General features: G+C 38.3%; 21 protein-coding genes. 8 read left to right on the top strand and 13 right to left on the bottom strand.

Annotated elements, in window-relative coordinates; translation table 11 throughout:
- Positions 1–9 precede the first annotated feature (9 nt).
- The 4 genes from hemB to mdoH all read left to right on the top strand — a co-directional run bounded on the left by hemB (position 10) and on the right by mdoH (position 7,889).
- Positions 10–1,020: a porphobilinogen synthase gene (gene hemB, locus ACJJVZ_RS04190; RefSeq protein WP_182701215.1), complete on the top strand. Its 1,011-nt coding sequence runs from the start codon at positions 10–12 to the stop codon at positions 1,018–1,020.
- 120 nt (positions 1,021–1,140) lie between these two features.
- Positions 1,141–3,792 carry an ExeM/NucH family extracellular endonuclease gene (locus ACJJVZ_RS04185; RefSeq protein ID WP_405598446.1) on the top strand — a complete coding sequence of 884 codons (2,652 nt, stop codon included), beginning with the start codon at positions 1,141–1,143 and terminating at the stop codon, positions 3,790–3,792.
- A 544-nt stretch (positions 3,793–4,336) separates the two neighbouring features.
- Complete coding sequence (locus ACJJVZ_RS04180) at positions 4,337–5,956, top strand: glucan biosynthesis protein G (protein WP_405598444.1); 1,620 nt, start codon at positions 4,337–4,339, stop codon at positions 5,954–5,956.
- On the top strand, positions 5,928–7,889 hold the full coding sequence (mdoH, locus tag ACJJVZ_RS04175; protein ID WP_077536438.1) for a glucans biosynthesis glucosyltransferase MdoH: 1,962 nt from the start codon (positions 5,928–5,930) through the stop codon (positions 7,887–7,889). The genes ACJJVZ_RS04180 and mdoH overlap by 29 nt, the downstream gene beginning before the upstream one ends.
- A 468-nt stretch (positions 7,890–8,357) precedes the next feature.
- On the opposite strand, the gene fusA is transcribed toward mdoH, so the two are convergent.
- The 12 genes from fusA to ACJJVZ_RS04115 all read right to left on the bottom strand — a co-directional run bounded on the left by fusA (position 8,358) and on the right by ACJJVZ_RS04115 (position 19,977).
- Positions 8,358–10,442 (bottom strand): elongation factor G, encoded by a 2,085-nt coding sequence (fusA, locus tag ACJJVZ_RS04170; RefSeq protein WP_182701211.1) that lies wholly within the window; start codon positions 10,440–10,442, stop codon positions 8,358–8,360.
- Positions 10,443–11,161: 719 nt separating this feature from the next.
- A complete protein-coding gene (gene ylqF / locus ACJJVZ_RS04165; RefSeq protein WP_077536439.1) occupies positions 11,162–12,115 on the bottom strand; it encodes a ribosome biogenesis GTPase YlqF in 954 nt (317 codons plus the stop codon).
- A gap of 265 nt (positions 12,116–12,380) precedes the next feature.
- Positions 12,381–12,959, bottom strand: coding sequence for a hypothetical protein (locus tag ACJJVZ_RS04160; RefSeq protein ID WP_405598441.1), 579 nt, complete (start codon positions 12,957–12,959; stop codon positions 12,381–12,383).
- Positions 12,960–13,048: 89 nt separating this feature from the next.
- A complete protein-coding gene (locus ACJJVZ_RS04155; protein ID WP_024595148.1) occupies positions 13,049–13,192 on the bottom strand; it encodes a hypothetical protein in 144 nt (47 codons plus the stop codon).
- A 54-nt stretch (positions 13,193–13,246) separates the two neighbouring features.
- Positions 13,247–13,447, bottom strand: a complete 201-nt coding sequence (locus ACJJVZ_RS04150; protein ID WP_182678416.1) for a hypothetical protein — start codon at positions 13,445–13,447, stop codon at positions 13,247–13,249.
- Entirely contained in the window at positions 13,447–14,376 is a 930-nt protein-coding gene (locus tag ACJJVZ_RS04145; protein WP_405598438.1) for a viperin family antiviral radical SAM protein, read from the bottom strand. Before ACJJVZ_RS04145 ends, ACJJVZ_RS04150 begins: the two co-directional genes overlap by 1 nt.
- A gap of 73 nt (positions 14,377–14,449) precedes the next feature.
- The gene (locus ACJJVZ_RS04140) at positions 14,450–15,103 is read right to left on the bottom strand and encodes a hypothetical protein (protein ID WP_405598436.1); all 654 of its coding nucleotides are present in this window, start codon (positions 15,101–15,103) and stop codon (positions 14,450–14,452) included.
- Between the two features lie 4 nt (positions 15,104–15,107).
- The gene (locus ACJJVZ_RS04135; RefSeq protein WP_405598435.1) at positions 15,108–15,500 is read right to left on the bottom strand and encodes a hypothetical protein; all 393 of its coding nucleotides are present in this window, start codon (positions 15,498–15,500) and stop codon (positions 15,108–15,110) included.
- A 26-nt stretch (positions 15,501–15,526) separates the two neighbouring features.
- Positions 15,527–16,057, bottom strand: a complete 531-nt coding sequence (locus ACJJVZ_RS04130) for a hypothetical protein (RefSeq protein ID WP_405598433.1) — start codon at positions 16,055–16,057, stop codon at positions 15,527–15,529.
- A gap of 289 nt (positions 16,058–16,346) precedes the next feature.
- A complete protein-coding gene (locus tag ACJJVZ_RS04125; protein ID WP_405598431.1) occupies positions 16,347–17,414 on the bottom strand; it encodes a macro domain-containing protein in 1,068 nt (355 codons plus the stop codon).
- 7 nt (positions 17,415–17,421) lie between these two features.
- On the bottom strand, positions 17,422–18,030 hold the full coding sequence (locus ACJJVZ_RS04120) for a DUF4433 domain-containing protein (RefSeq protein ID WP_405598429.1): 609 nt from the start codon (positions 18,028–18,030) through the stop codon (positions 17,422–17,424).
- A 9-nt stretch (positions 18,031–18,039) separates the two neighbouring features.
- Positions 18,040–19,977 carry an ATP-binding protein gene (locus ACJJVZ_RS04115; protein ID WP_405598427.1) on the bottom strand — a complete coding sequence of 646 codons (1,938 nt, stop codon included), beginning with the start codon at positions 19,975–19,977 and terminating at the stop codon, positions 18,040–18,042.
- 502 nt (positions 19,978–20,479) lie between these two features.
- Here ACJJVZ_RS04115 and dcm point away from each other — a divergent pair.
- The 3 genes from dcm (at position 20,480) to ACJJVZ_RS04100 (ending at position 23,106) form a co-directional block, all read left to right on the top strand.
- The gene (dcm, locus tag ACJJVZ_RS04110) at positions 20,480–21,775 is read left to right on the top strand and encodes a DNA (cytosine-5-)-methyltransferase (protein WP_138585809.1); all 1,296 of its coding nucleotides are present in this window, start codon (positions 20,480–20,482) and stop codon (positions 21,773–21,775) included.
- Positions 21,776–21,945: 170 nt separating this feature from the next.
- Positions 21,946–22,482 carry a YaeQ family protein gene (locus ACJJVZ_RS04105; protein ID WP_077538891.1) on the top strand — a complete coding sequence of 179 codons (537 nt, stop codon included), beginning with the start codon at positions 21,946–21,948 and terminating at the stop codon, positions 22,480–22,482.
- A gap of 21 nt (positions 22,483–22,503) precedes the next feature.
- Positions 22,504–23,106 (top strand): alpha/beta hydrolase, encoded by a 603-nt coding sequence (locus ACJJVZ_RS04100; RefSeq protein WP_182701204.1) that lies wholly within the window; start codon positions 22,504–22,506, stop codon positions 23,104–23,106.
- On the opposite strand, the gene ACJJVZ_RS04095 is transcribed toward ACJJVZ_RS04100, so the two are convergent.
- A complete protein-coding gene (locus tag ACJJVZ_RS04095) occupies positions 23,103–23,312 on the bottom strand; it encodes a hypothetical protein (RefSeq protein WP_138585813.1) in 210 nt (69 codons plus the stop codon). The two genes, ACJJVZ_RS04100 and ACJJVZ_RS04095, sit on opposite strands and share 4 nt — an antisense overlap.
- 333 nt (positions 23,313–23,645) lie before the next feature.
- On the opposite strand from ACJJVZ_RS04095, the gene ACJJVZ_RS04090 reads away from it, so the two are divergent.
- Complete coding sequence (locus ACJJVZ_RS04090) at positions 23,646–24,119, top strand: Dps family protein (protein ID WP_077536443.1); 474 nt, start codon at positions 23,646–23,648, stop codon at positions 24,117–24,119.
- Positions 24,120–24,179 lie beyond the last annotated feature (60 nt).

Genomic DNA, 24,179 nt, shown 5'->3' with positions numbered 1-24,179 from the left:
CATATTAATATGGCCCAATCAGGACTCGACCTTTTTCCGTACACTCGCATGCGCAGAATGCGCCGTAGTGATTTTTCGCGCCGCCTAATGGCCGAAAACCAACTTAGTGTTAATGATCTTATTTACCCGGTATTTGTGCTAGAGGGCAAAAATCGTCGTGAAGCAATTGAATCAATGCCAGGCATAGAACGCTTATCTATTGATTTATTACTAATAGAAGCTAAAGAGCTGGTTGAGCTTGGCGTACCTGCGGTTGCAATTTTTCCGGTTACGCCAGCAGATAAAAAATCGCTTATGGCCGAAGAAGCATACAACGATGATGGTTTGGCACAACGCACCGTTCGCGCATTAAAAGAAGCGTTCCCAGAGTTAGGTGTGATCACCGATGTAGCGCTTGATCCATTTACAACACATGGTCAGGACGGCATTATTGATGACACAGGTTACGTAATGAATGACGTAACCACTGAGATTTTAGTTAAACAAGCACTATCCCATGCCGAAGCTGGGGCCGATGTTATTGCTCCTTCAGATATGATGGACGGTCGTATTGCAGCTATTCGCGAAGCACTTGAGGCAGATGGGTTTATTCATACTCGTATTATGGCTTATTCAGCAAAATACGCGTCAAGCTACTATGGGCCGTTTAGAGATGCTGTTGGCTCGGCAGGTAACCTTAAAGGAGCCGATAAAAAAACCTACCAAATGGATCCTGCTAACTCCGACGAAGCCATTCGTGAAGTAGCTCTAGACTTACAAGAAGGTGCAGACATGGTTATGGTTAAGCCAGGTATGCCTTATTTAGATATTGTACGCCGCGTTAAAGATGAGTTTGGTGTGCCTACTTTTGCATACCAAGTGAGCGGAGAATATGCCATGCATAAAGCCGCGATTGATAACGGCTGGCTCGCTGAAGAAGCAACCATAATGGAGTCTTTACTTGCATTCAAACGTGCTGGAGCTGACGGTATTTTGACTTACTTTGCAAAGCAAGCTGCACAGTATCTAGCTAAAAAATAAATAATAAAAAGGCGGGAAACCGCCTTATTTACATTTATTAACATTAAAGTATTATTTCTGTCACTTTTTTTCCCTAAACTGGTGTCCCATTTGGGATATTAATACACGGGAAAACTAAATATGTTTAAAACAAAAATAACGCCGTTGGCACTCGTCATCGCAAGCCTAAGCGCACCTGCCTCTGCTAATCTAGTAATATCTGAGTACATTGAAGGTAGCAGTAACAACAAAGCAATAGAGCTTTATAATACATCATCAAGCGAAATTTCACTTGATGGTTATACGCTCAGCTTATATTCAAATGGTAAAACAACGGTAAGTAATAAAATCAGCTTAACCGGCAACCTTGCAGCTAACAGCACTTATGTTATCGCCAATGCATCCTCTGCAACTGCACTTAAAAACAAGGCCAACATTAGTAGTGCCGTTGCTAATTTTAATGGTGATGATGCATTAGTACTTATTCAAGGCGCGACTGTTATTGATAGCTTTGGTCAACGCGGTGTTGATCCAGGTTCATTTTGGTCTGGAGGCGGAGTAAAAACACAAAATAAAACACTTCGTCGCAAAGAGAGTATATTAATTGGTCGTACTTTACCCGATTCGACCTTTGATCCAAGTGAAGAATGGATTCAGTTCAGCCAAGATGACTTTGATGGCCTAGGTGTTTTTGGTAGCACAACCCCTGTAGAACCAGAGCCAGAACCGCTTGAACCATTAGTGTGTGGGGCAGATAAAACACAAATTAATGTCATTCAAGGCAATGGTACTACAAGCCCACTTATGGGTACTCTTGTTGAACTAGAAGGTGTTGTAACCGCAGACTTCCAAGGTGACGGTCAATTAAAAGGCTTTTTTGTAAGCTCACTTGCTGATGATATAGATGCTAACCCGCTAACTTCCGAAGGTGTATTTGTATACTTTGCAAATACTGACGTAAGTGTTGGAGACCATGTTCGCGTGCAAGGTACTGTCGAAGAGTATTTCAATGCAACACAAATTGGCAGCGTAAGCCAAGTGTCTGTTTGTGATACTGGTTTAACAGTAGCTGCGACAAAAATCACTTTACCTTTAGCCAATGCCGATGATTTAGAACCATTTGAAGGCATGCTAGTAACATTAGAACAACCATTGGTGGTTACCAATAACTATGCTCTTGGGCGATATGGTGAAGTAGAAGTTGCAACAGAGCGCTTATACCAAGGTACGCAAATCGCATTACCGGGTGAAGCAGCCAATGCAATTGAAGCCGCAAATTTAACTAAAAAAATCTTAATTGATGACGGTTCAACGGCTCAAAACCTAGATCCTACCGCCTACCCTGCGCCGGGTTTATCGGCAGAAAATACATTACGTACTGGTGACACGGTAAATACCGTTACCGGTGCGCTGGCTTATAGCTTTAATCTTTATCGTATTCATCCAACTGTAACACCTCAGTTTATTGCAACAAATGCGCGTAAAGATGCACCAGAGCTAAGTGCTGAAGCAGATCTACGTGTAGCAAGCTTTAATGTGCTTAATTACTTTAATGGCGACGGTGAAGGCCAAGGCTTTCCTACTAGTCGCGGGGCAGATTCAGAAGCAGAGTTTATTCGCCAAGAAGCTAAAATTGTCAGCGCGATTAGTGCAATGCAGGCCGATGTTGTTGGCTTGATGGAAATAGAAAATGATGGCTTTGGTGAATTTAGCGCTATTGCGAGCTTAGTAAATGCGTTGAACGACGCTGATACGGCCAATCAGTACGCATTTGTTAACTTTAATCTTGATAAAATTGGCACAGATGCAATTACTACCGCATTGATTTACCGAACCAATAAAGTAGAAGAGGTCGGTACCGCCGCTATAACAACTGATACGCCGTTTGATTTTAGTAATCGCGCTCCGATTGCACAAAGCTTTAAATCTTTAGCAACCGACGAAGTATTTACAGTAGCTGTAGCACACTTAAAATCTAAAGGTGGTTGCGGCAGTGCCAGCGGTGCTAACGAAGATCAAAATGATGGCCAAGCTTGTTGGAATGAAATACGTACGCAAGGCGCTAATGCATACGCTGATTGGCTAAACAGCAAACCGACCGGTATCGACGACGAAGATATTATTTTAGTCGGCGACATGAATGCTTATGCGATGGAAGACCCTATACGTGCGTTTGCAGATAAAGGTTATAAAAATGTCATTACTGAACTAGATGGCAATACGCTTGGCTATTCTTATAGCTTTTCTGGTCGTGCTGGTAGCCTTGACCATGCTGTAGCAAGTGCATCATTACTTAGTAAAGTTGTATCGGCTAAAGACTGGCATATTAATGCTGATGAGCCAATTTCGCTTGATTATAATGTTGAATTTAAAAGTGATGCTCAACAATCTAGTCTTTACTCAGAAAGTGCTTATCGCGCGTCAGATCATGACCCTGTAATTATTGATATTCGCTCTACCTCTGTTACTACTCCTGAGCCTGAGGTAATAACAGGTGAAATTAATAATATTAGCGGCTGGTTCTGGTGGAAGAGCTATACCGTTGAAATCCCAGAAGGATACGACGAGCTTACAATCAACCTTAATGGTGGTTGGGGCGACGCCAACTTATTTGCGCGACACAACAAAAAGCCAACTTACTTTAGAAATGATTGTGCTTCAATAAATAGAGGAAACACTGAAAGCTGCACATTTACCAATCCAAAAGGCGGTAAGTGGAAAGTTCGTATAAATGGACTGGCACCGTTCTGGAACGTTAAATTAAGCTACAAAGCTACAAAATACGCAGACTAGCTGACACTCGGTTCAAAGTATTTACTAAGGCTTATTAGTAAATACTTTGAACTACTCATAGTCGACTTCTATAGATTGATATTATATATCGCCCCCCATAAATTATTTTTCTATCCATATACAAATGTAATTCAGACAAGCTTCAGTAAACAGCCCGTAATATCCTCATACGATTTCACAATCATCTACTTAACCAATAAATCATTACACGAAACCAAATTAAATTTTATCCAAGTGGTATACCTAACTCATTCTAGATTAGGTTATACCAATCTGCTTATATCTGGGGTCTATTTAACGTTAAGAAAATTACGCTAGAACTAGGCAAAAAAATTTTTATCTAGTTGTTCTAAATAAAAAATTTTAACGACGTTAGAGTGCAATTTAATTCGTTAAATTGCTCAAAGATCTATGCAGTTTGGTATTAACTATTGATATAGAAGGTTTTTGCATTCAGTTGTAGATCTAGTCAGTTTAAAGCAGGTAAATCAATATCAATATCAACCTAACCATAAAAATAAGTTGTTTTTATAAAGGAACGAAAATGAAACAATTAACCCATTTAATACCAACCTGGCCACTATGCTCAAAGCCACTTTTGGGTCTACTTATTATGTTTTCGACTTTGGGAAACACTCATCAAGCATTTGCTGCAACTGTTGATGCTGCAATTCCACAAAGCAGTTTATTTGATGTAATAAGCGCACGTGCAAAAAAGCTAGCCGCTGAAGAATACATTGCGCCTAAAAATATTGAGCTTGATGCACTCAATAATATTGATTACCAAGACTATCGATCTATTCGCTTTAAAAAAGATAAATCGGTATGGAAAGACGAAAGTCTATATGAAGTACAGCTATTTCACCCAGGTTTTTTATATAAAACACCTGTAACTATAAATACCGTTGATGGTGATTCTAAGCGCAACCGCTTACCTTTTAGCACTAATTTTTATCAGTACGACTCAACAGCAGCGCCTTTAAAAGACGAAATAGATAAAAGCGTCGCTAACATGCAATTAGGCCATGCCGGTTTTAGACTCCATTACCCTCTAAATACCAATGAGTACAAAGATGAGGTCATGGTATTTCAGGGCGCTTCATACTTTCGTGTTGTCGGCCCCAATCAAGTTTACGGGTTATCCGCTCGCGGTTTAGCTATTGATACCGCAGAAGCCTCAGGCGAAGAATTTCCTGTGTTTAAAGAGTTTTGGTTAGTTAAGCCAAAACCACAGCAAACAAATATTGTTATGTTTGCATTACTTGATAGCCCATCAGTATCTGGCGCATATCGATTTGATATAGACCCTAGCACTAACACAGCTGTAAAAGTTGATATGCAAATATTTGCACGTAAAGACGTTAAAAAACTGGGTGTAGCACCTCTAACAAGCATGTTTTATCACGGTGAAAACAGCACTAAGTTTTTTGATGACTACCGCCCTGAAGTTCACGACTCTGACGGCTTATTAACACAGTCTCAAGATAACAAATGGATATGGCGCCCTCTTAATAACCCAGCCCAACTCAGTGTGACTTCTTTTTCATACAACAACCCTAAAGGCTTTGGTTTAGCCCAACGCGATCGAGACTTTAATAACTATTTTGATACCGAAGCCCATTACCACGACCGCCCTAGCCTTTGGATTGAACCTGAAGGTGAATGGGGCAATGGCCGAGTAGAGCTGGTAGAAATACCTACAGATACCGAAACTAACGACAATATAGTAAGTTATTGGGTGCCTGAAAAATCATTTAAGGCGGGTGATTCATTAAAGCTCAGCTATAAAATGACAACGTTTAACGCTCAATTAAATCAACATGAAAAAGCACGCGTCGTTCGTACTCGAATTGGTAGTGCAGCACTACCAGGCGAAGACAATCCACCGCCAAAAAGTCATCGTCAATTCACTGTCGATTTTTCAGGACCCGAGCTTAATCAATTATCTGAAAAGCTAAACGTAATAGCCGACATTCAACTAACAACTGGCGAAGTAAGCGATGTAACGGTACAAAAACTACCAGATACTTTTGGCTGGCGTGTGGCTTTTAAAATTGCACCACAGGACGGTAAGCCAGTAGATATGCGTTTATCGCTAAAACTACGTGATAAAGAAATTAGTGAGGTATGGAGTTATGTTTGGTATCCAAATGACATCAAGTAAGCAAAACCAAGGAACATCAATGCCTTTTAAAACACTTCGCGTATGGTTATTTGCCATCGCTGCTATTGGTATATCGGGTTACGGTATGTCAATCATGTTCGAAATTTTAAATTCCAACGGGATGACTTTACTCGAATATGCACTACTGGCTTTATTTTCAATTACGTTTGCGTGGATTGTAACCGCATTTTGCAGTGGTACAATTGGCTTTATATTACAGCTTTTACGCATTGATCCACTCACTCTTAGGCGTGTGAAGCCAATTGAGCCTAATAGCCAAGCGCTAGCGCAGCAAAGAACAGCCGTTGTGATGCCAATTTATAACGAGGATACTCATCGTGTTATTGCTGGCTTTGAAGTAAGCTTACAATCGCTAAAGGAGACGGGGCAACTTAATCATTTTGACTTTTATTTGCTAAGCGATACGCAAGATCCACAAATAGCTAAAAACGAACTAAGTGCATGGCATGCATTGTGTGAACGCTTAGGTGATACAGCAAAACACGTATTCTATCGCCGTCGCGAAAATAACAAACACCGCAAAGTTGGTAACCTAACCGACTTTTGTGAGCGCTGGGGAAGCCAGTACGACCATATGATTGTACTTGATGCTGATAGCGTAATGACCGGAAAATGCATGCTAGAGCTCACTACTAGTATGTTAAACAACCCTAACGTCGGTCTTATTCAAACAATTCCGATCCCCGTTCGCCAAGACACCTTTTTTGGGCGATTTTTACAATTTGCCTCCGTGCTTTACAGCCCAATGCTGGCGACAGGCTCTGCGTTTTGGCAAACCGATAAAGCAAATTACTGGGGCCATAACGCAATAATTAGAGTTGATGCATTTATTGCCTGCTGTGGCTTACCTACTTTAAAAGGTAACGCCCCATTTGGTGGTGAAATACTCAGTCATGACTTTGTTGAAGCGTCTTTGTTACACAGTGCTAATTGGGACGTATTGCTCCTATCAGACATTGAAGGAAGTTATGAAGAAGTTCCAAGTAACATTTTAGATTATGCTGTACGCGACAGACGTTGGGTACAAGGCAATATTCAGCATCTTGGCTTATTGTCTTCGCCAAAGTTAAAGCTAATGAGTAAATTTCACTTTCTGTTGGGCGCAACCGCTTATATTTCATCATTAATTTGGTTATCGATGTTAGCGCTAAGCACCATAGATGCAGTCACTCGTGCGCTAAATAGTGATGTGTACTTTAATCGTGCATACCAATTATTTCCTACGTGGCAAATCGCAAAAACCGACTTAATAGATTCGTTATTATATTTAACCATTATCATATTGTTACTCCCTAAACTAATGGGTGTGATCGTAACTCTTATACACAGGAAAAAGCGTTTTGGTGGTTCTATTAAGCTTATATTAGGCTCTTTAATAGAAACTATATTCGCAATTATCGTTGCGCCGCTTATGATGGTATTTCATGCCTACTTTGTTGTTTGCGTATTTTTAGGAAAAAAAGTGAAGTGGGATGCCCAGCCACGCGAAGGTCGAATGGTTCCATGGAAAGAAGCGTTTAGTTATACGTTATTTTCAACCATTGTGGCTATAGTATGGGGCAGCACTGCTTATTACTTCACTCCCGTATTCTTTTGGTGGCTCTCACCTATTTTACTAGGCTTGGTATTGGCGGCTCCGATTGTGCGCTATTCAAGCAGTATCAAACTAGGCGTATTCCTTAGAAAAATAGGTATATTTATTTGCCCTAGTGAAGTAGATAACGATTCAACACTAGCAGCGCTGAAGGTACACCTGAAAGAAATCTCAGTTCCGAAAGAAGGCCAATACCCAGCAATTGTGCCTGTGCTGCCAAAAGAGCACTTGGTAACAATGCCTATTCAGTGCTTTAGCAAGCCGCGTAAACTAAAGATGAAAGCGCTAAAAGCAAAGGTAATAAAAAAGTTTAACTAGCACTGTTTAACTAACACTACCCAATAAACAAAAAAGGAGCAACGTATTGCTCCTTTTTTAATGCACGATAAAATAACACCAATTCGATTAATTAAGAGAGCTATTTTGAGGTAAAAAAATGGCCTCGATAACAAGGCAAACATTTCGTTATTTAGTGACTCAATAGCAGAAACTTTTAGCGCAGTTAGCGCCAAATTTAATCCTTCAAATTGATTAAGTAACCTGAACTCTGGATAATAAATCTATCTCGAGCAGCTATTGACGCGTAAATTCGCCTTGTTTTCACTGAAAACCTCTGGCTAGAGAAAATAAATTTAAATATCACCATAATTCAATGTGTCAGTAAATCTCTTAACCAGAGTTCAGGTTAAGTATTATTGTGAATTAGTATTAATAAAATCACTATTAATTACAGACAATAAAAAACCCGCAACATGTGCGGGTTTTTTTAAAGAGTTAAAGTGCTAATTACTTAGCAGCTTTCTTCTCTTTTTCTGCAGCGATTACAGTTTCAGCTACGTTAGCTGGACATGCAGCGTAGTGTGAGAACTCCATAGAGAACTGACCACGACCCGATGTCATTGTACGTAGTGTACCGATGTAACCGAACATTTCTGATAACGGAACATCTGCTTTAATACGGATGCCTGTTAAACCAGCTTCTTGGTCTTTCATCATGCCACGACGACGGTTAAGGTCACCAATAACATCACCAACGTGATCTTCTGGAGTGAACACGTCAACTTTCATGATTGGCTCAAGAAGTTGTGCGCCCGCTTTAGGGATCGATTGACGGAAAGCGCCTTTAGCAGCGATTTCGAACGCGATTGCAGATGAATCCACGGCATGGAAACCACCGTCGAAAAGTTCAACTTCAACGTCAAGTACAGGGAAGCCAGCTAAAACACCTTCGCCCATCATTGACTTAAAGCCTTTCTCAACTGCAGGCCAGAATTCTTTAGGTACGTTACCACCAACAACTGATGATTTAAACGTAAAGCCTGAAGCAACTTCACCTGGCTTGATGCGGTAGTCGATTTTACCAAACTGACCAGAACCACCAGATTGTTTCTTATGCGTGTAGCTATCTTCGATTTCACGAGTGATAGTTTCACGGTAAGCAACTTGTGGTTGACCAACAATAAGGTCTACGCCGTAAGTACGCTTAAGGATATCTACTTTGATATCTAAGTGAAGCTCACCCATACCTTTAAGGATAGTTTCGCCTGAATCTTCATCAGTCTCAACTTGGAAAGATGGATCTTCTGCAACCATTTTACCGATAGCAACACCCATTTTCTCATTACCGCCTTTATCTTTAGGCTGTACAGCAATCGAGATTACTGGAGTTGGGAATACCATTGGCTCAAGTGTTACTGGGTGCTTAGGATCACATAAAGTATGACCAGTTTGCACGTTTTTCATGCCTACGATAGCAATGATGTCACCAGCTTGTGCGCTAGTTAATTCGTTACGGTCATCTGCTTGCATCTCAACCATACGGCCAACACGTTCAGTTTTACCAGTAAACGCGTTAAGGATAGTGTCACCCTTGTTTAGTTTACCTGAGTAAATACGTACGAATGTTAATGCACCAAAACGGTCATCCATTATTTTGAATGCTAACGCTTTGAAAGGTTCATCTGCAGATACGATTGCAAATTCGCCATTTTCGTTACCTTCTTCATCCATAAGAGGTTGAGGATCAACTTCTGTAGGAGACGGTAAGTAGTCAATAACAGCATCAAGAATAAGCTGCATACCTTTGTTCTTAAACGCAGAACCACAGTATGTAGGGAAGAAAGCAAGGTCACGAGTACCTTTACGGATACAACGTTTGATATCTTCTACAGAAGGTGCTTCACCTTCCATGTAAGCTTCAAGTAGTTCATCGTCTTGCTCAAGGGCAGTTTCAACAAGCATTTCATAATACTCGTCAGTTTTTTCTACCATGTCTGCAGGAACATCTGTGATTTCGTAGTTTTCAGGAAGACCAGTGTCATCCCAAACATATGCTTTTTTAGTTAAAACGTCTACAACACCAATAAACTCATCTTCAATACCAATTGGTAGAGTCATGATTAGTGGTACAGCACCAAGTACTTTACGTACTTGCTCAGTTACACGGTAAAAATCAGCACCCATACGGTCTAATTTGTTAACGAAGATAATACGTGCAACTTCTGAGTCATTAGCATAACGCCAGTTAGTTTCTGATTGTGGTTCAACACCACCAGAACCACAGAAAACACCAACACCGCCATCAAGTACTTTAAGTGAACGGTAAACTTCAACTGTGAAGTCAACGTGTCCTGGTGTATCGATAACGTTAAAGCGGTGATCTTTCCAGAAACAGCTTACTGCCGCAGACTGGATAGTAATACCGCGCTCAGCTTCTTGTTCCATGAAGTCAGTAGTAGATTCACCATCATGAACCTCACCTGTTTTATGGATTTGACCAGTAAGCTTTAGGATACGCTCAGTAGTCGTGGTTTTACCCGCATCTACGTGCGCGAAAATACCAATGTTTCTGTACTTCGATAAATCTGCCATTAATTTTACTCTTAATAAAGTCGATAAATTATTCGGCAGGAGTATAACATCACTTAAAGCGAACATCACCATGCAAGCCGCTTAAAATGCAATCAATTCAAGATATTTTTTTTATGCGCAAGATCTATTTTGCATTTTAAGTTAAAAATCACATGTAACATAATGAAAACACTATTTTTTGTCGCCCTAACTTTAGGTACATAAAGTTATTTCGTTATTTTGTAACAACACACTACCATAGCTTAAACAGCTAAAATTTTAATCGATATTCAGAAATTACTAATCTTTGAAAACTAATACTTGTTTAAACTAAGAGCAATTTAATCACAGCCTATGTCACCCAACACTAAGAAAAACCAAATAGTCGCAATTTTTTTATGTTTAACATCAGCTTATAAAACAAACAAATAGATAATAAGAATTATTTGCATTTAGATGTTGACAGTTAATTGAATCTAACTGATAATCACTATCAACAAGACGGCAAACATACTGGCTTGTAACGGAATGAATTGATTTGTTTCTCGACCCTGAAACAACGTGTGGCGCACGTTAACAGCTATGGTTACTTGTTATGAACCGCAACGCCCCTTGATGTTGATAATAAGTAACCGCCCTACTATTTTACTTGCTACATTGCTCATATCGGTGACGGTAGATATGAAACTAAAAAAGCCCTTACGGGCTTTTTTTATGTCTGTAATTTAAAACTAAATCAATTAACGACGATTTTTACGCGCTCGTGCTCGGCGTTGGAGTTTCTCTTCTTCTTTAGCTTGTTTTTTAGCCTCTGCTGCCGCACGTAAACCAGCAACCATTACTTCTTCTTCCTCACGCATTTGCGGAGTTTCCATAGTAATACGGCCAATAATACCGTCGCGCAGTTCGTTAATTAGGATTTCAGACATTTTATACGTGTCGATTTGGTTTCCACCACGAATACAACCACGCTTTTTACCTGCCATTTCAACAAATTCCCAATCATTCTCAGGAAGCTCAGCGATTTTATAGCGCGCTTTTAAAAGCTCAGGATATGCACGTAATAAATATTCAGCGGTATAACTTGCTACTTCTTCATACTCAAGTGCGGTATCACGAATGGCACCTGTAGCGCCTAAGCGATAACCTGAGTTTTCGTTTTCTACTTTTGGCCAAAGCATACCAGGCGTATCGTAAAGCATAATACCGTCTTCAAGCTTAATACGTTGCTGCGCTTTAGTTACCGCAGGTTCATTACCTGTTTTTGCAACTATACGTCCAGCCAGTACATTAATTAGCGTAGATTTACCCACGTTAGGAATACCCATTATCATGGCTTTAATCTGTTTATCGGCACCCACTTTATGCGGCACTAACTTTTTACACAGCTCATTGATACGATGTACTTCAGCTGCTTTATCATGACCAAAAGAAATCGCTTTAACACCGTTTTCTTGCTCAAAATAGTCTTTCCAGATCTGCGTCATTTTAGGATCAGCTAAATCAGCTTTGTTCAAAATTTTGATGACCGGCTTACCTTCACGCAAGGTTGCCACCATCGGGTTTTCGCTACTGTAGGGAATCCGCGCATCAAGCACTTCAATAATCACATCCATTTGCGGCATTATTTCTTTAATTTCATTGCGGGCTTTATTCATGTGCCCAGGGAACCACTGTATACCTGCTCTACTCATTTGATTTATATGACCTTTAATTAAAGGCCGCAGCCTATGGGTACTAATGTGGGTACTAAAAGTAAAACTATGCTTTTGTACTTTTCGTTTATGGGAGTTAGTCTACTACAAAATTGCACTTGGATTCTTATGAAAATATATGAATAACTAAATATCAATTTAGTCCACACTCTTTATATACCTTTCTATAGGCATGTTATTCCCTTTCTCACGTGCTTGTTGTGGGCTGATTAAGCCAGTCAGTTATTTCTATTTCAATAAAAATTTACGATGGTATAAGTATTTTGCAAACACCCGTTTTTTCCAGGAAATCAGTCCCCATCAAATAAGGTCTATAATACCCCTCAATTGGATCTTCTTTTTCATTAGGAGCAAATAAGTGTATACACTCATGCAGTGGAAAGTTACCTCGATTAAATACTAAATCAGCATGCGCTTCTCCAGTACAATCAAGTATTGTTCCATCTGTTAACGTTAGCCAGACATGTGCTTTTATTGGCTCATTTATCTGTGGGTTATTTAGTTCTTTTTCTATACTTTCATACGACATTTCACAATAAATATAATCATGCCAATACCGGTCTCCGATTGTGATATAGGTAGTTATATTCAAGTTTGTCTTCAAAAAATACTGAAGCATTAGATGGACATCGGTACATTTACTTGCCAAGTCCTGGGACGAGTTGAACCCGTGAAATTGTAGAATTTCAAAACAGTGATTTAAAATTTCTTGTTTTTTATCTTCACTAATTTTTTTACTAAACGGTACTGGACTTGAAGGCAATTTTAGCTGTAACTCTTGAGTTCTAAGCACCGCGTCTTCAATTCTTTTTTTATAATTCAAATCTCTTACCTACAATTTATATAAAGTATCTACGTAATATAAAGCTAAGCGCAGCTTTCGCTGCGCTTAGCTTAAATAAAATTATTTAACTATTTTTTACCGTTATAGTTAGGGTTGTTCGGATTTAACTGATTACTTCGATTATCTTGTGCTCTTTGGTATGGAACATTGACTCCAGAAGTGCCTTTATTGCTGTTTCCTTGGTTTGATTTATGATCATTATTGTTAGACATATATGTCTCCTTAAAAAGTTAATTGTGATTCGACTTATGGAGCTTCAGCGTTCGCTAAAACTCCTTCAATCGTCGAATATCCATTTTAAAGTTTCTATATGCTCTAAAGTCACTTGGCGTGCTTGGAACTGTTATTTTGATACCTGATGGCGCAATCAGCCTTGGATGACGCCCACGCTTTAAAGACCAACCTTTTTTCTTCAATAACTTACAAACCAACGTGTTGATGTTTTTATCATTACTATATTTTTTCATTATTGCTCTCCCAGTGTTATCAAATTCTCTTTAATAACTTGCGGAAAGCTCGAAGGGTATCGGATTGCGAATGCTTTAACGTTAAAATTCACATGATTCAAAGCCTTAGAAACCCCTATATCCAATATTGAAGGACTAAGCGTTAACCCCTGACACGATGACGAGTTTTGGTAAAAGTTACCTTCTGGATTTATCATCAAATATGATTGCCACATATCGCACTTATCTTCAATTGCAATAACATTACTGTGCTCTTTATGCTTTTGAACATAAGAATCATATTTTTCTTGCGAGATAGTTAACTGGTCACTATAGACAGGTAGTGCACGTAAGAGCTTCCACTTGTCGGGTTGCAATAATGCAATTGTTTCATTCAAATTCTCGCGGAAGTTGAATGCATTAACTACAGTATTTACTTTCAACTTATCTTGAGGATTTAACTGGCGATATAGCGCTGTAACAGTTAATGCTTTTTGCGGGGAAAACCACTCACCTTTACGATCTATTCGACCAATGCTTTGAGCAATTAAATAATCTGCAGTATCAAAACTTAAACCAAGCATATCTAAATGAGGGGCAATACGCCTTAACATTGCTGGTGACAAAAAATGTCCGTTAGTAATAAGTGACGCATTAAAGCCTATACTCTTTGCAAATAATAAAGCGCTAACAAAGCGAGCCCCTAACATCACCGGTTCTCCACCAGCAAAATTTATCCTTACCGATTGATAACCTAATTCTTGTCGTATTTTATTATTCGAAAAAAAGTACTCAGCTAGCATTAGCAGTAAATCTTGAATACTCTCTGAAGAATGATGTAACTCTGTTGCTGACGTATTATCTTGCCACTTAGCGTAACAATAACCACAACGGTAATTACACGCTTCGGTCATGTGAAAGTTAATAACAAGCTCTTTAATATTTGTCATGTAAATCTCCATCTATTGCTGATGGCTATAGATTCACTTAGTGCAATGCACTAACAAACATTATTTTTAATAATTACATTTTTTGGAAATACTCTAATAAATCATCAAACTCCTCTGCTTCCTTGTGTCGAGATGTTATATGTTCTATTAATTGCTTAACACTATGATTATTTGTATCTAATTGGCTTGATAATGCTAACGCTTTGTCTATATCGTTATTCAAATAAGCTAAAAGCAAGTTATCCGTTGAGCTGGTAAGGGCAGATTGCGCAAGTAATGCATGTAATAAACTGAGATTTTTCCCTAAAGCTAGCTGAGGCATTACGGCAAACGGGTTAGGTAATCTCTTTTTGCGCAAGTCATAATCACTAGCAAGCGCATTCGCAAATTCAGCAGCAGTTGTTTTACTCAGAGCAATACCCAATAATGAATTATTTCCGCCAAACAACTGCTTAACTATTACAGCACAACGGTGTCTAAAGCTCTTATCTTCAAATATTTTTTTTACGTCTTTAGGATCATGAAAAATTGCATTAAGAAGTAAAGCATTAAATAGCACATCTAGCTGCCCATCTGCCAAACGCTTTGTTGATCTTTGAATCTTTAGCTCAGTTTCAACTTTAATAAGCTTATTACGGACAAGAGAATTTGCTTTGTCTTTTAAATATGTACTTTCTTTGGCAACATCGATCCCAAATAAGAAGCGAATAGCATCAGGAACTGTCATACCACTAGCCATTACAGTAAGCCGCTTCAAGTAGGTGACTCGCTTTAAGTCCTTCTAATTGCTCTGCACTAAATGACATATTCGCAATTGTTTGTGCTAAGTCGAACCAATTACTCTTTTTATAATATCCATATCTTTTTTTACACGACGGTGAGCTCTTAATATATTGTTGTAATACGCCTATACAGTAGCCAGCACGCATAGCCTCTGATACAGAAGTATGAAGAGCAGCATACTTCCCAGGCTCTTGTTTTCGGTCAAATATCTCAATCACCTCTGTGCAAGATGATTGCAAAAATACAGAGTCATCCGGTTGGAATACTTGCTCTTTTGCCTCAAGGCGGGCCGTACTAAAAAAAAGCGCTAAGGTAACTAAACTTAAAATTAATTTTTCCATTGTTCTACTTCCAAACATTTGTAAACTTAGCTCATCGCTTCTGGTTGATCATTATTTGATTCATTGTCAGGCAAGTTGCTGGCTGCATCATCTTTATTTTTAAAAAAATTGGGCAAAGGCGTACTCGCATAAATTGCAATAATTGTAATAAAAATAGAAAGAAAGGTTTGAATATCAGCATATTTATCTAATATAGCCACCCCAAGTACACCTTGGTCGATTAATTCAATTATTAAATAGAATGTAAAAAATAACGAAAGAAATAGCTCAGCAAAAGCAATAACAAATACAAAGCGTTTAAGTGCTTTCCATTTAGTCCAGTTCAAAGCAAAACAACGCGCGAAAAACCGCCATACTGAGGCTGCAAATATAATGAAAAGTCCGACTTCACTCAGATCTAAATCAGATAAGCCGGCATCATACTCAAAAAAATAAAGAGGAATAGATATCAAGTTAAAAGCAGCGATTAAGCTTAAGGCCAAATAAAGAAAAACAATTATAAAACCACGAGCAAAATGCCCAAATAAAATATCAACAGTATTAAAAACAGACTTCATTTTCATCCTTGAATTTATATTAAAGATAGTTATTTTAAAAAACTATGACTACTTATTGACTCAGATTAGGCTAAGCCACAAGTAACAATTTAATCAGAAAACAGCCCTTTCTAGTAAGACCAAACATGGTAACTAACATTATTAAGTGCAAATTCGTCTAAACACTCAGGGCCTATTTCAATTTTCAGTAAGTATTTCGAAGGGTAACCTAAGTAAGTTAATCTGATATTCAAAGCCTAGCCAAAGCACGGCACAAAAGGGAAGCATCGCGCTTCCCTTTAAAATAGTTTTAAGCTGTTTGTGCTTTTAAGTTCAACCAGTCTTCTTGTTTTAGCTTATTCCAAGCAGCAAGGATATGGGTGGGCTTCATTTCCGACTTTCTAGCATTCCAGCTATGTACTGTATTAATAAGCTCTTCATCAGTAATGTTATTGCCTTCTAACTCATTCGTTGCAACCCAATGCACAGTTGAAAGTAACTCCATACCGTTTTGCGACTCAAAGCCTTCTATTAGCCTAGCTACTTTATCAAATCGTTGTTTTGTATCTGGGCATTCTTGCAAATAATTCAGTGCTTCGATAGCAGCATCATCTTTAAGCTCTATAGGCGTATCTGGCTTGTTTATGCCATCTGCATAACCGGTAATAAAATGACCTTCCATCTTGTCTAGTACATGGCGAAGCACATCAGCATAAGGGCCATAATGATGTTTTTGAAATACCACTTTATTTAAAGGCTCACCGGCAGCAGTTAAAAAATAAACCAGCTTTTGCACTTCTAGTAGCGATAAGCGATAGCCAAACCCTGTAGAGGTATAACGTTCTATCAAGCCCAGCACTGCGGCTCTGCCTAGCGTCATTTCAGGCCTTTTAGTTTTATTAGGCATAGCCTTGGCACTTGGTGCATTTTGTGGCGGGTATACACGCCATTCAACGTCTGGCAATTCATTTAAAGAACGCTGTATTAGTGAATTAACATCATTCCAATCTAAGCCACCTAAGCCGCTTCCCAGTGCTGGTAAAGCAACTGATTTAAGGCCTAATCGTTTTACCTCAGCTTTTAAGCTGTTAAGCCCTTGCTCTATATATTCAAGCTTAGACTTACCTTTCCAATGCGCTTTAGTGGGGAAGTTAATAATGTAAAATGGTGCATTAATAGAGTTAAGCTCAACAATTAACACTTCACCTGTTACCAGCTCTTTATCGTCACAGGCTTTTTTGTATACCTTAAAATTATCTGGAAAGGCCTTTTTAAACTGCAAAGCAAGCCCTTTACCCATTATCCCTACAGTGTTAACTGTATTGATAATAGCATCAGCTTGATCATGTAATATATTGCCCGTTTGATAAGTAATCATCTTAACCTCAGTAGTACCACTGCGGCCTAACTACGACCTCAGGTTTATGTTGCGCATTTTGAAGTAAAGCACTCACTTCATCAGCCACATCTTGTGTTTTTACGCCTATTTGGAGAATAGCTGCCCATTGTACAGATTCAAACGCTAAAAACTCAGCTTGTTTTTCTTCTTTAAAATCCTGCCAATAGTTTTCATTAATGATTCGTTTTATATCTAACTCATTAATACGCGTAAAATCATCAATTTGCTCTGCATATTCTAAGTCAGCATGAATATCAGTAAAAAAGCAATGCTGATTACCCAAGCGCACAGTTTCTGTATCACTAATTAAGTGTAAGACCTTACCTTGTCCACCGCAAAAATCATTATGCCCTCGATGGATTACATACAGCATTACAGAACGCGGACAAAAATTAAATGGGACATACTGACCAATCGTACCACCAGCAGCCACTTTCACAGGATGCACTAAGCGACGCTGTTTAATATGGCTATAACCAATATTTTGGTTAACTAAACCAAGCTCAATACGTTTATCGTCAGACCATAGACAACCTTGCCTTAAAATACTAGCCAAGTTATCAATATGTGTTATATGTGAAACTTTAACAGTCATTTTAGTACCTTAATTCTGCCCTAAGGCGAAATCTAGCTTGCTTTGTTCAGGTTCACCTAACAGCTCATTAAGAAGCTCATTTTTCTCTATATTTTCATACCTGTTTTCAATGTTTTCTTTTAGCAAAAATAATCTTGCCTCAGCAGTACGAACCATTTCATTAAATGTAATAGCATGCACCTCTCCAAACTGCTGCGATTCAGAAGCTCCTATTTTTTGAAATTTACTAGCTTTGGGGCAAATAGAATCACCTACAACATAGGCTTTTATATATGGCTGTGAAGAATCAACTCCAGCATGCCAAATATCTTCAACATAACGCTTAGCTTGGTCAGTTTCATCTCTACCAATCTGAAAGCCACCTTTTTTTAATTCAATAAGCAGCACTTTTTGAGTTTTCTTCAACTCACCTACAAATTGCTCAAGGCCTACTAAGCTAACTGATGAGCTCTCACCGACAACAATATCTGGTCTCTTAGCTGAATTTAAAAACTGTTCTTTTTTGAAGCTTTTCTTAAAAACAATTTCCATTGTTTTTCTTAGACCTTTATTGCTCGCATACTCAGGAGTATCAAATTCAGGACCAAAAACCCACCGAGCTCTTTCGATCAGAGGGTGCAACGTATGCAATTCATCTACTGTGTGGTCATCACTCAAACGTTGAATGGCTTCAATCACTTTAATTCGAGCATCAATTTCAGCAAGAATCACCATGGCATCGCTCACATTCCAATCTTCAAGAAATTGATCTAGCGCTTCTACATCTGAAGTATTTATGTTTGTGAGCTTATGAAGCAATGATATACCTGCTCTAGACTTTTCTAGGTTGATTGCCGCTTTAAAAGCTAATTCTAATAATTCTATTTTGATATCAGGGTTTTCAGATAAAATTGAATCTACAAAGTCATACAGCTCTTTTTGAGCAAGTTTAGGAAGCTCTCTTAAATCAGACTTATGATTACTAAATACCTGCCTTTTTGCGGTATCGACTTCCGTTTTAGATAAATCAAAATAACAAGCTTTGACGAATGAAGATATTTGCTCAGTGATCAACTCTATAGTCGAGAAATCGTTTTTAAATCCAGACCAGTCAGCTTCAACGTAATCCAAAAGATCATCTGATTGAGCGATTAAGGTGTAACGCTTAGCGAAAGTTTTACGGCCATCGAAGACTTGTTGTCCTTGAATAGACCAACTTGGAGAACCTAAAAGCCGCCCTCCTAGCCAAAAAGCTACACCATGTTGGTTAGCGCTTTTAGATACAGAAGATGAATCTACAAGCGAAAGCTTTAATTTAATGTTTCCAACAGGGCTTATTTCTGTTTCTCTAATAAGTCCTGGGTGCTCAGATAATGTTATCAAACTATCATTGATATATACTTTAAACTCGGGATTAAATAAAAAGCGAGCAGATATTATTTCTTTTAGTTCATCAAAGTTAATCAAATGACGCTCTGCTACCACACTTACCTTAGTGCCGTGCCCAGTTGCTTCTTCCTCATAATGAGAACTAACTTCAATTGGTTGTGCTCCTGAGGATAAAGACAAAACATACTTATTTTTTCTAGCTGCTTTCCATGTCTCAACGGTATAAGAGTCACTAAAGCAAAGGCCAGCATGACGACCTATACCGTTTCGCCCAAAAGCTAACCTTTTACTTAAAAGTTTGTTGCCACTTGGAATTTCAACAAATGAGCCTTGATGTTTACGTCTATCGTATCTTAGCTTCAACCAACGCAGTTCAAACTCCTCGTTAGTCATTCCTATACCGTTGTCCTCTACAGTGACTAAGCTACCAAGTTTATCTGGAAATACAATATTAACCTTTGATGCTCCAGCATCATGCGCATTTGCGATTAATTCAGTAATAGCGACATCGGCTTTAGTGGCTATAGAACCTATTTCTCGAAGTAAAAAATCATCTTCATAGGTTACTGGATAATTCATATAATAAAGTCCTTTTAGTAATATTCATTTAATATACCCATACTCCCTATCAAACAGACTTGGTCTGTATGGGGCTTATATTTAAGTAAAACATTACGCGAAGAGCTCTTTCCCCCACGTGTGCAACTTATTATTTTTGTATCTTGCCAGCCAAGGAAGCTAACAACAAGCATAAAAGTGTTACATCGCTTGGTGCCGCAGAGGGTTAACATCTTTAAATTATCAAAAAAAGTCTGTTAAGATTGGTTTAGGCAATTTGGGGGCAACTCTCTAAATTTTTTACTCTTTTAGACTAGATGGTACTATATAGAGTCAACGTAATATGACTAAATGCAAGAAGTAAAATATTAGCTAAACTACCTTATTACATAACACCAACCCATGCTATGTCTTCTAGTGTCTTATATTTATCACTAAGCTTTCAAGTGCTCTATACGTATTGCTTGGCTATTTATGTAGTGCTACTCTCCTCGGACTAAAACCGGATAAGTTAAACTGTACTATGCAAACAGCTTTAATAAATAAAGATATAGCAAAAAAAATTAGAAGCATACGAGAAGGCTTAGGGTTAGGACGTACTGAATTTGCGAACTTACTTGGTATGGCTTCTACGGGTGAGCGTACAGTTAGAGGGTGGGAAACTGGTGAACATAAACCAACAGCAAAAAAGCTAGTAGATATACTCAACCTAGAATCGCAGTTAAAGTCTCATTTAGATAATGCACCATTTAAGCAGAAAGCCTTATCTGAGTCTGAATTTACATTTATAGATTTATTTGCAGGGATTGGAGGGATCAGATTGCCTTTCCAAAAGCTCGGTGGACACTGTGTATTTACCTCTGAGTGGGATAAGTTTGCCCAAAAAACATATCTAACTAATTATGGTGAAATGCCAAATGGCGATATCACCAAAGTAGCTGCCTCAGACATCCCTGATCATGACATACTTTTAGGTGGCTTCCCGTGCCAAGCTTTTTCTCAAGCAGGGCTAAAACAAGGTTTTAGCGATACGCGTGGAACCATGTTTTTTGAAATTCAAAGAATCCTCACAGAAAAAAAACCTAAAGTTTTTGTACTTGAGAATGTAAAACAGCTACAAGGTCATGACAAAGGCCGTACCTTAAATACCATTTTAGATATTTTAAGGGGTAACTTTGATTTAGAAATTCCGGATGATGTGCCTTTAAGTGAAGAGACAAGACATGCGCTATCAGAGAAGTTAAATTATTGGGTTGATTATAAAGTACTTAGGGCAGGTGATTTTGGCGTTCCTCAAAACAGAGAGCGTGTATTCATAGTCGGGTTTAATAAAAACCACTTTAAAGACTGTAATTTTGATGAACTGTTTAATTGGCCAATCGCACCTAAAACACCAACAAAAGTGGGTGACATTTTAGAAGATTTCAGAAAAATAACCTCTAGTGATGATAAATTCACGATATCTGAAAAAATATGGGTGGGCCATCAACGCAGAAGAAAAAATCACGAAGCAAGAGGTAACGGCTTTGGCTATTCGATATTTAACGCGCAAAGCCAATATACAAACACAATAAGTGCCCGTTACTACAAAGATGGCTCTGAAATTTTAATTGATCAATCAGAACTTGGTAAACGCCCTCGAAAGCTAACACCTCGAGAATGTGCCAGATTACAAGGATTCCCAGAAGAATACATTATTGACGCCGTATCTCAGGGCCAAATTTATAAACAGTTTGGTAATTCTGTATGTATGAAAGTTGTTGATGCGCTAGCAAAACAAGTAGTTAAAGCGCTACTTAAAGGTAGAGACCAAGTTTAGCTATATGAGCACGCTTCATGTCAATGTTCGCCCGTTAAGTTGACTTACGATAGGCTCACTATTAATGCGTAAATTTACTTTTTTAACCCAATAAAACGCTGGATTGTTATCTTGAGGTGGTTTGGGTATTAATGCGCTATACTGGCGCAAATTTTTTTAGATTAGTTGTTATGGCTCTTAAATCCACCATTATGAAAGTGCAATTATCGCTTAGCGATATGGACCGCCACGTTTACCAAGACTTTAGTTTAACCTTGGCTCAACACCCTTCAGAAACCGATCAACGATTGATGATTCGCTTACTCGCTTTTGCACTCAATAGCTGTGATGGTTTAGAATTTACCAAAGGGTTAAGTGCAGATGATGAGCCTGAACTTTGGCATGTAAATTACAGCGAAGAAATAGAGTTGTGGATTGAGTTGGGTTTACCTGATGAAAAACGCCTTAAAAAAGCCTGTAATAAATCTAAAAAAGTGGTGCTTTATACTTATGGTGAAAACAATCAGGCAATTTGGTGGCAAAAACATCAACCTAAGTTGTACGAATTTAAAAACCTAAGTATTTTTAGCCTTGATTACGCAACGACACAAGCGCTTGCTGCTTTGGTTGATCGCAGTATTAAGCTTGCAATTACCATTCAAGATGGTGAAGTATGGGTAAACACAGATAATACTAATATTGAAATAAAACCACAGCAGTTAATGTAACTAATGATTTTTTGAGGGCGTATGAAGATTAAACACGTTATTGTTTTACATGGCTTATATATGTCTGGCTTTGTTATGCGCCCACTGTGCTCTCGTTTAGAAGAATCTGGTGTTAAGGTATTAAACCTTACTTACAATACGCTTGATCCAAACCGCGATGCTATTTTTGCTCAAATTGATGAATTTATTGCAGGTGAACCTTCTGCACTCGTATGTCACTCAATGGGCGGATTAGTCGCTCGTGCATACCTAGAAGCTAATTCAGATGCAAGCCAACACATTACAAAAGTAGTTACTTTAGGCACGCCCCATCAAGGTAGCCATATTGCACAAAAAATGAAGCAAAAAGGGTTTGAGTCTTTTTTAAAAAATAGCGTTGAATTTTTGCTTACACAAAATGGTAACTGGCCGTTTAAAGCGAAGCTTTTTAGTATTGCAGGTGACTTACCCATTGGTTTAATGCCTCTTATAGTTAAAGGCAGTAAATCAGATGGTACTGTATTGCTTGATGAAACTAAGCTCAAAGGTATGGCTGAACATAAAGTGTTCCATTTAAGCCATACCAGTATGATTTACTCACGCGAAGTGGTCGACTACATTTTAAAATGCTTAAGTGAGAATTAATCTTCTGCGGCTTCTGCAATTTTATAACTTATTAAAAATATAATACCCAATATCAGGGGTATTGGCGCTGCGATGTAACCAAAAAAAGCTGAATTGGCAATACTAGCTCCTGCTAAATGAGCAACTAGCCCCAATACAAATGCCACCAACGCTATACCAACTACAATCAACTCTGCTTTATTTTGCTTAACTGTTTTTGCGTGCATGTTATCTCTCCTAATAATTGCTACAAAATTAGTATGCGCTATTAAAACGAGTGCTTTTTGACCTAAATCAAACAATAAAATACCTTTATGCTATGCCCATACAAAACTTGTTTTAGATCATAATTTACACAGCGCAAATGTTTATTTTCTTGTAAGGGGTGGTATTTTAATTAATCCGACCCATTTCTATTAGGTAAGGGTGAATATAAGCATTACTGGTTACTGATAGTTTAAAACTATAAAGTTGATAAACATAAACGATTTTACTAATTTAAGCTGGTACGCAATACTTATCACAAGTTCACAAACAAACGGTTATTAAAGGAGTCAGTTATGTCACAGGTAAACGCAATTGGTCTAAACAGCGCAAAAAGTGATGATATTGTAAAGTCACTCAATACGTTATTAAGCAGCTACCAAATTCAGTACATGAATGCGCGCGGTTTTCATTGGAACATTAAAGGCCGTAACTTTTTTGAACTACACATTAAGTTTGAAGAAATTTATAACCTTTTACTTTTAAAAGTAGACGAAGTAGCTGAGCGCATATTAACGCTAGATGGCGAGCCTCTTCATGCATTTTCTGATTACTTAGAAGTAAGCAAAATTAAAGAAGCAAAAGGTATTAGCGATGGAGTTACTGCTGTAGAAAACTTACTAGCTGGTTACAGCACGCTAATTAAAATGCAGCGCGAAATATTGAACCAAGCAAGTGACGCTGAAGACGAAGGGACTGCTTCGTTAATGAGCGATTATATCTCAGAGCAAGAAAAACTCGTTTGGATGCTTAAAGCATATTTAGATTAAGTCAAAAAAATAAAAGCCCTCATTGAGGGCTTAATTAGGGATAAATCGTGAACAATCAAG

The organism is Pseudoalteromonas sp. Ld19 (assembly GCF_045064135.1).
GTDB lineage: Bacteria > Pseudomonadota > Gammaproteobacteria > Enterobacterales > Alteromonadaceae > Pseudoalteromonas > Pseudoalteromonas aliena.
Note: the sequence above shows the minus strand (reverse complement) of the source record. Positions and strands in the feature narration are given on the sequence as shown.

Coding starts and splice junctions, on each gene's coding strand:
- ACJJVZ_RS04120 (WP_405598429.1), bottom strand. CDS start 18,030: ATGACTGTTAAAGTTTCACATATAACACATATTGATAACTTGGCTAGT.
- ACJJVZ_RS04185 (WP_405598446.1), top strand. CDS start 1,141: ATGTTTAAAACAAAAATAACGCCGTTGGCACTCGTCATCGCAAGCCTA.
- ACJJVZ_RS04090 (WP_077536443.1), top strand. CDS start 23,646: ATGTCACAGGTAAACGCAATTGGTCTAAACAGCGCAAAAAGTGATGAT.
- ACJJVZ_RS04155 (WP_024595148.1), bottom strand. CDS start 13,192: ATGTCTAACAATAATGATCATAAATCAAACCAAGGAAACAGCAATAAA.
- ACJJVZ_RS04140 (WP_405598436.1), bottom strand. CDS start 15,103: ATGACAGTTCCTGATGCTATTCGCTTCTTATTTGGGATCGATGTTGCC.
- ACJJVZ_RS04125 (WP_405598431.1), bottom strand. CDS start 17,414: ATGATTACTTATCAAACGGGCAATATATTACATGATCAAGCTGATGCT.
- ACJJVZ_RS04135 (WP_405598435.1), bottom strand. CDS start 15,500: ATGGAAAAATTAATTTTAAGTTTAGTTACCTTAGCGCTTTTTTTTAGT.
- ACJJVZ_RS04100 (WP_182701204.1), top strand. CDS start 22,504: ATGAAGATTAAACACGTTATTGTTTTACATGGCTTATATATGTCTGGC.
- ACJJVZ_RS04145 (WP_405598438.1), bottom strand. CDS start 14,376: ATGACAAATATTAAAGAGCTTGTTATTAACTTTCACATGACCGAAGCG.
- ACJJVZ_RS04150 (WP_182678416.1), bottom strand. CDS start 13,447: ATGAAAAAATATAGTAATGATAAAAACATCAACACGTTGGTTTGTAAG.
- ylqF (WP_077536439.1), bottom strand. CDS start 12,115: ATGAGTAGAGCAGGTATACAGTGGTTCCCTGGGCACATGAATAAAGCC.
- fusA (WP_182701211.1), bottom strand. CDS start 10,442: ATGGCAGATTTATCGAAGTACAGAAACATTGGTATTTTCGCGCACGTA.
- ACJJVZ_RS04130 (WP_405598433.1), bottom strand. CDS start 16,057: ATGAAGTCTGTTTTTAATACTGTTGATATTTTATTTGGGCATTTTGCT.
- mdoH (WP_077536438.1), top strand. CDS start 5,928: ATGTTTGGTATCCAAATGACATCAAGTAAGCAAAACCAAGGAACATCA.
- ACJJVZ_RS04105 (WP_077538891.1), top strand. CDS start 21,946: ATGGCTCTTAAATCCACCATTATGAAAGTGCAATTATCGCTTAGCGAT.
- ACJJVZ_RS04180 (WP_405598444.1), top strand. CDS start 4,337: ATGAAACAATTAACCCATTTAATACCAACCTGGCCACTATGCTCAAAG.
- ACJJVZ_RS04095 (WP_138585813.1), bottom strand. CDS start 23,312: ATGCACGCAAAAACAGTTAAGCAAAATAAAGCAGAGTTGATTGTAGTT.
- dcm (WP_138585809.1), top strand. CDS start 20,480: ATGCAAACAGCTTTAATAAATAAAGATATAGCAAAAAAAATTAGAAGC.
- ACJJVZ_RS04115 (WP_405598427.1), bottom strand. CDS start 19,977: ATGAATTATCCAGTAACCTATGAAGATGATTTTTTACTTCGAGAAATA.
- hemB (WP_182701215.1), top strand. CDS start 10: ATGGCCCAATCAGGACTCGACCTTTTTCCGTACACTCGCATGCGCAGA.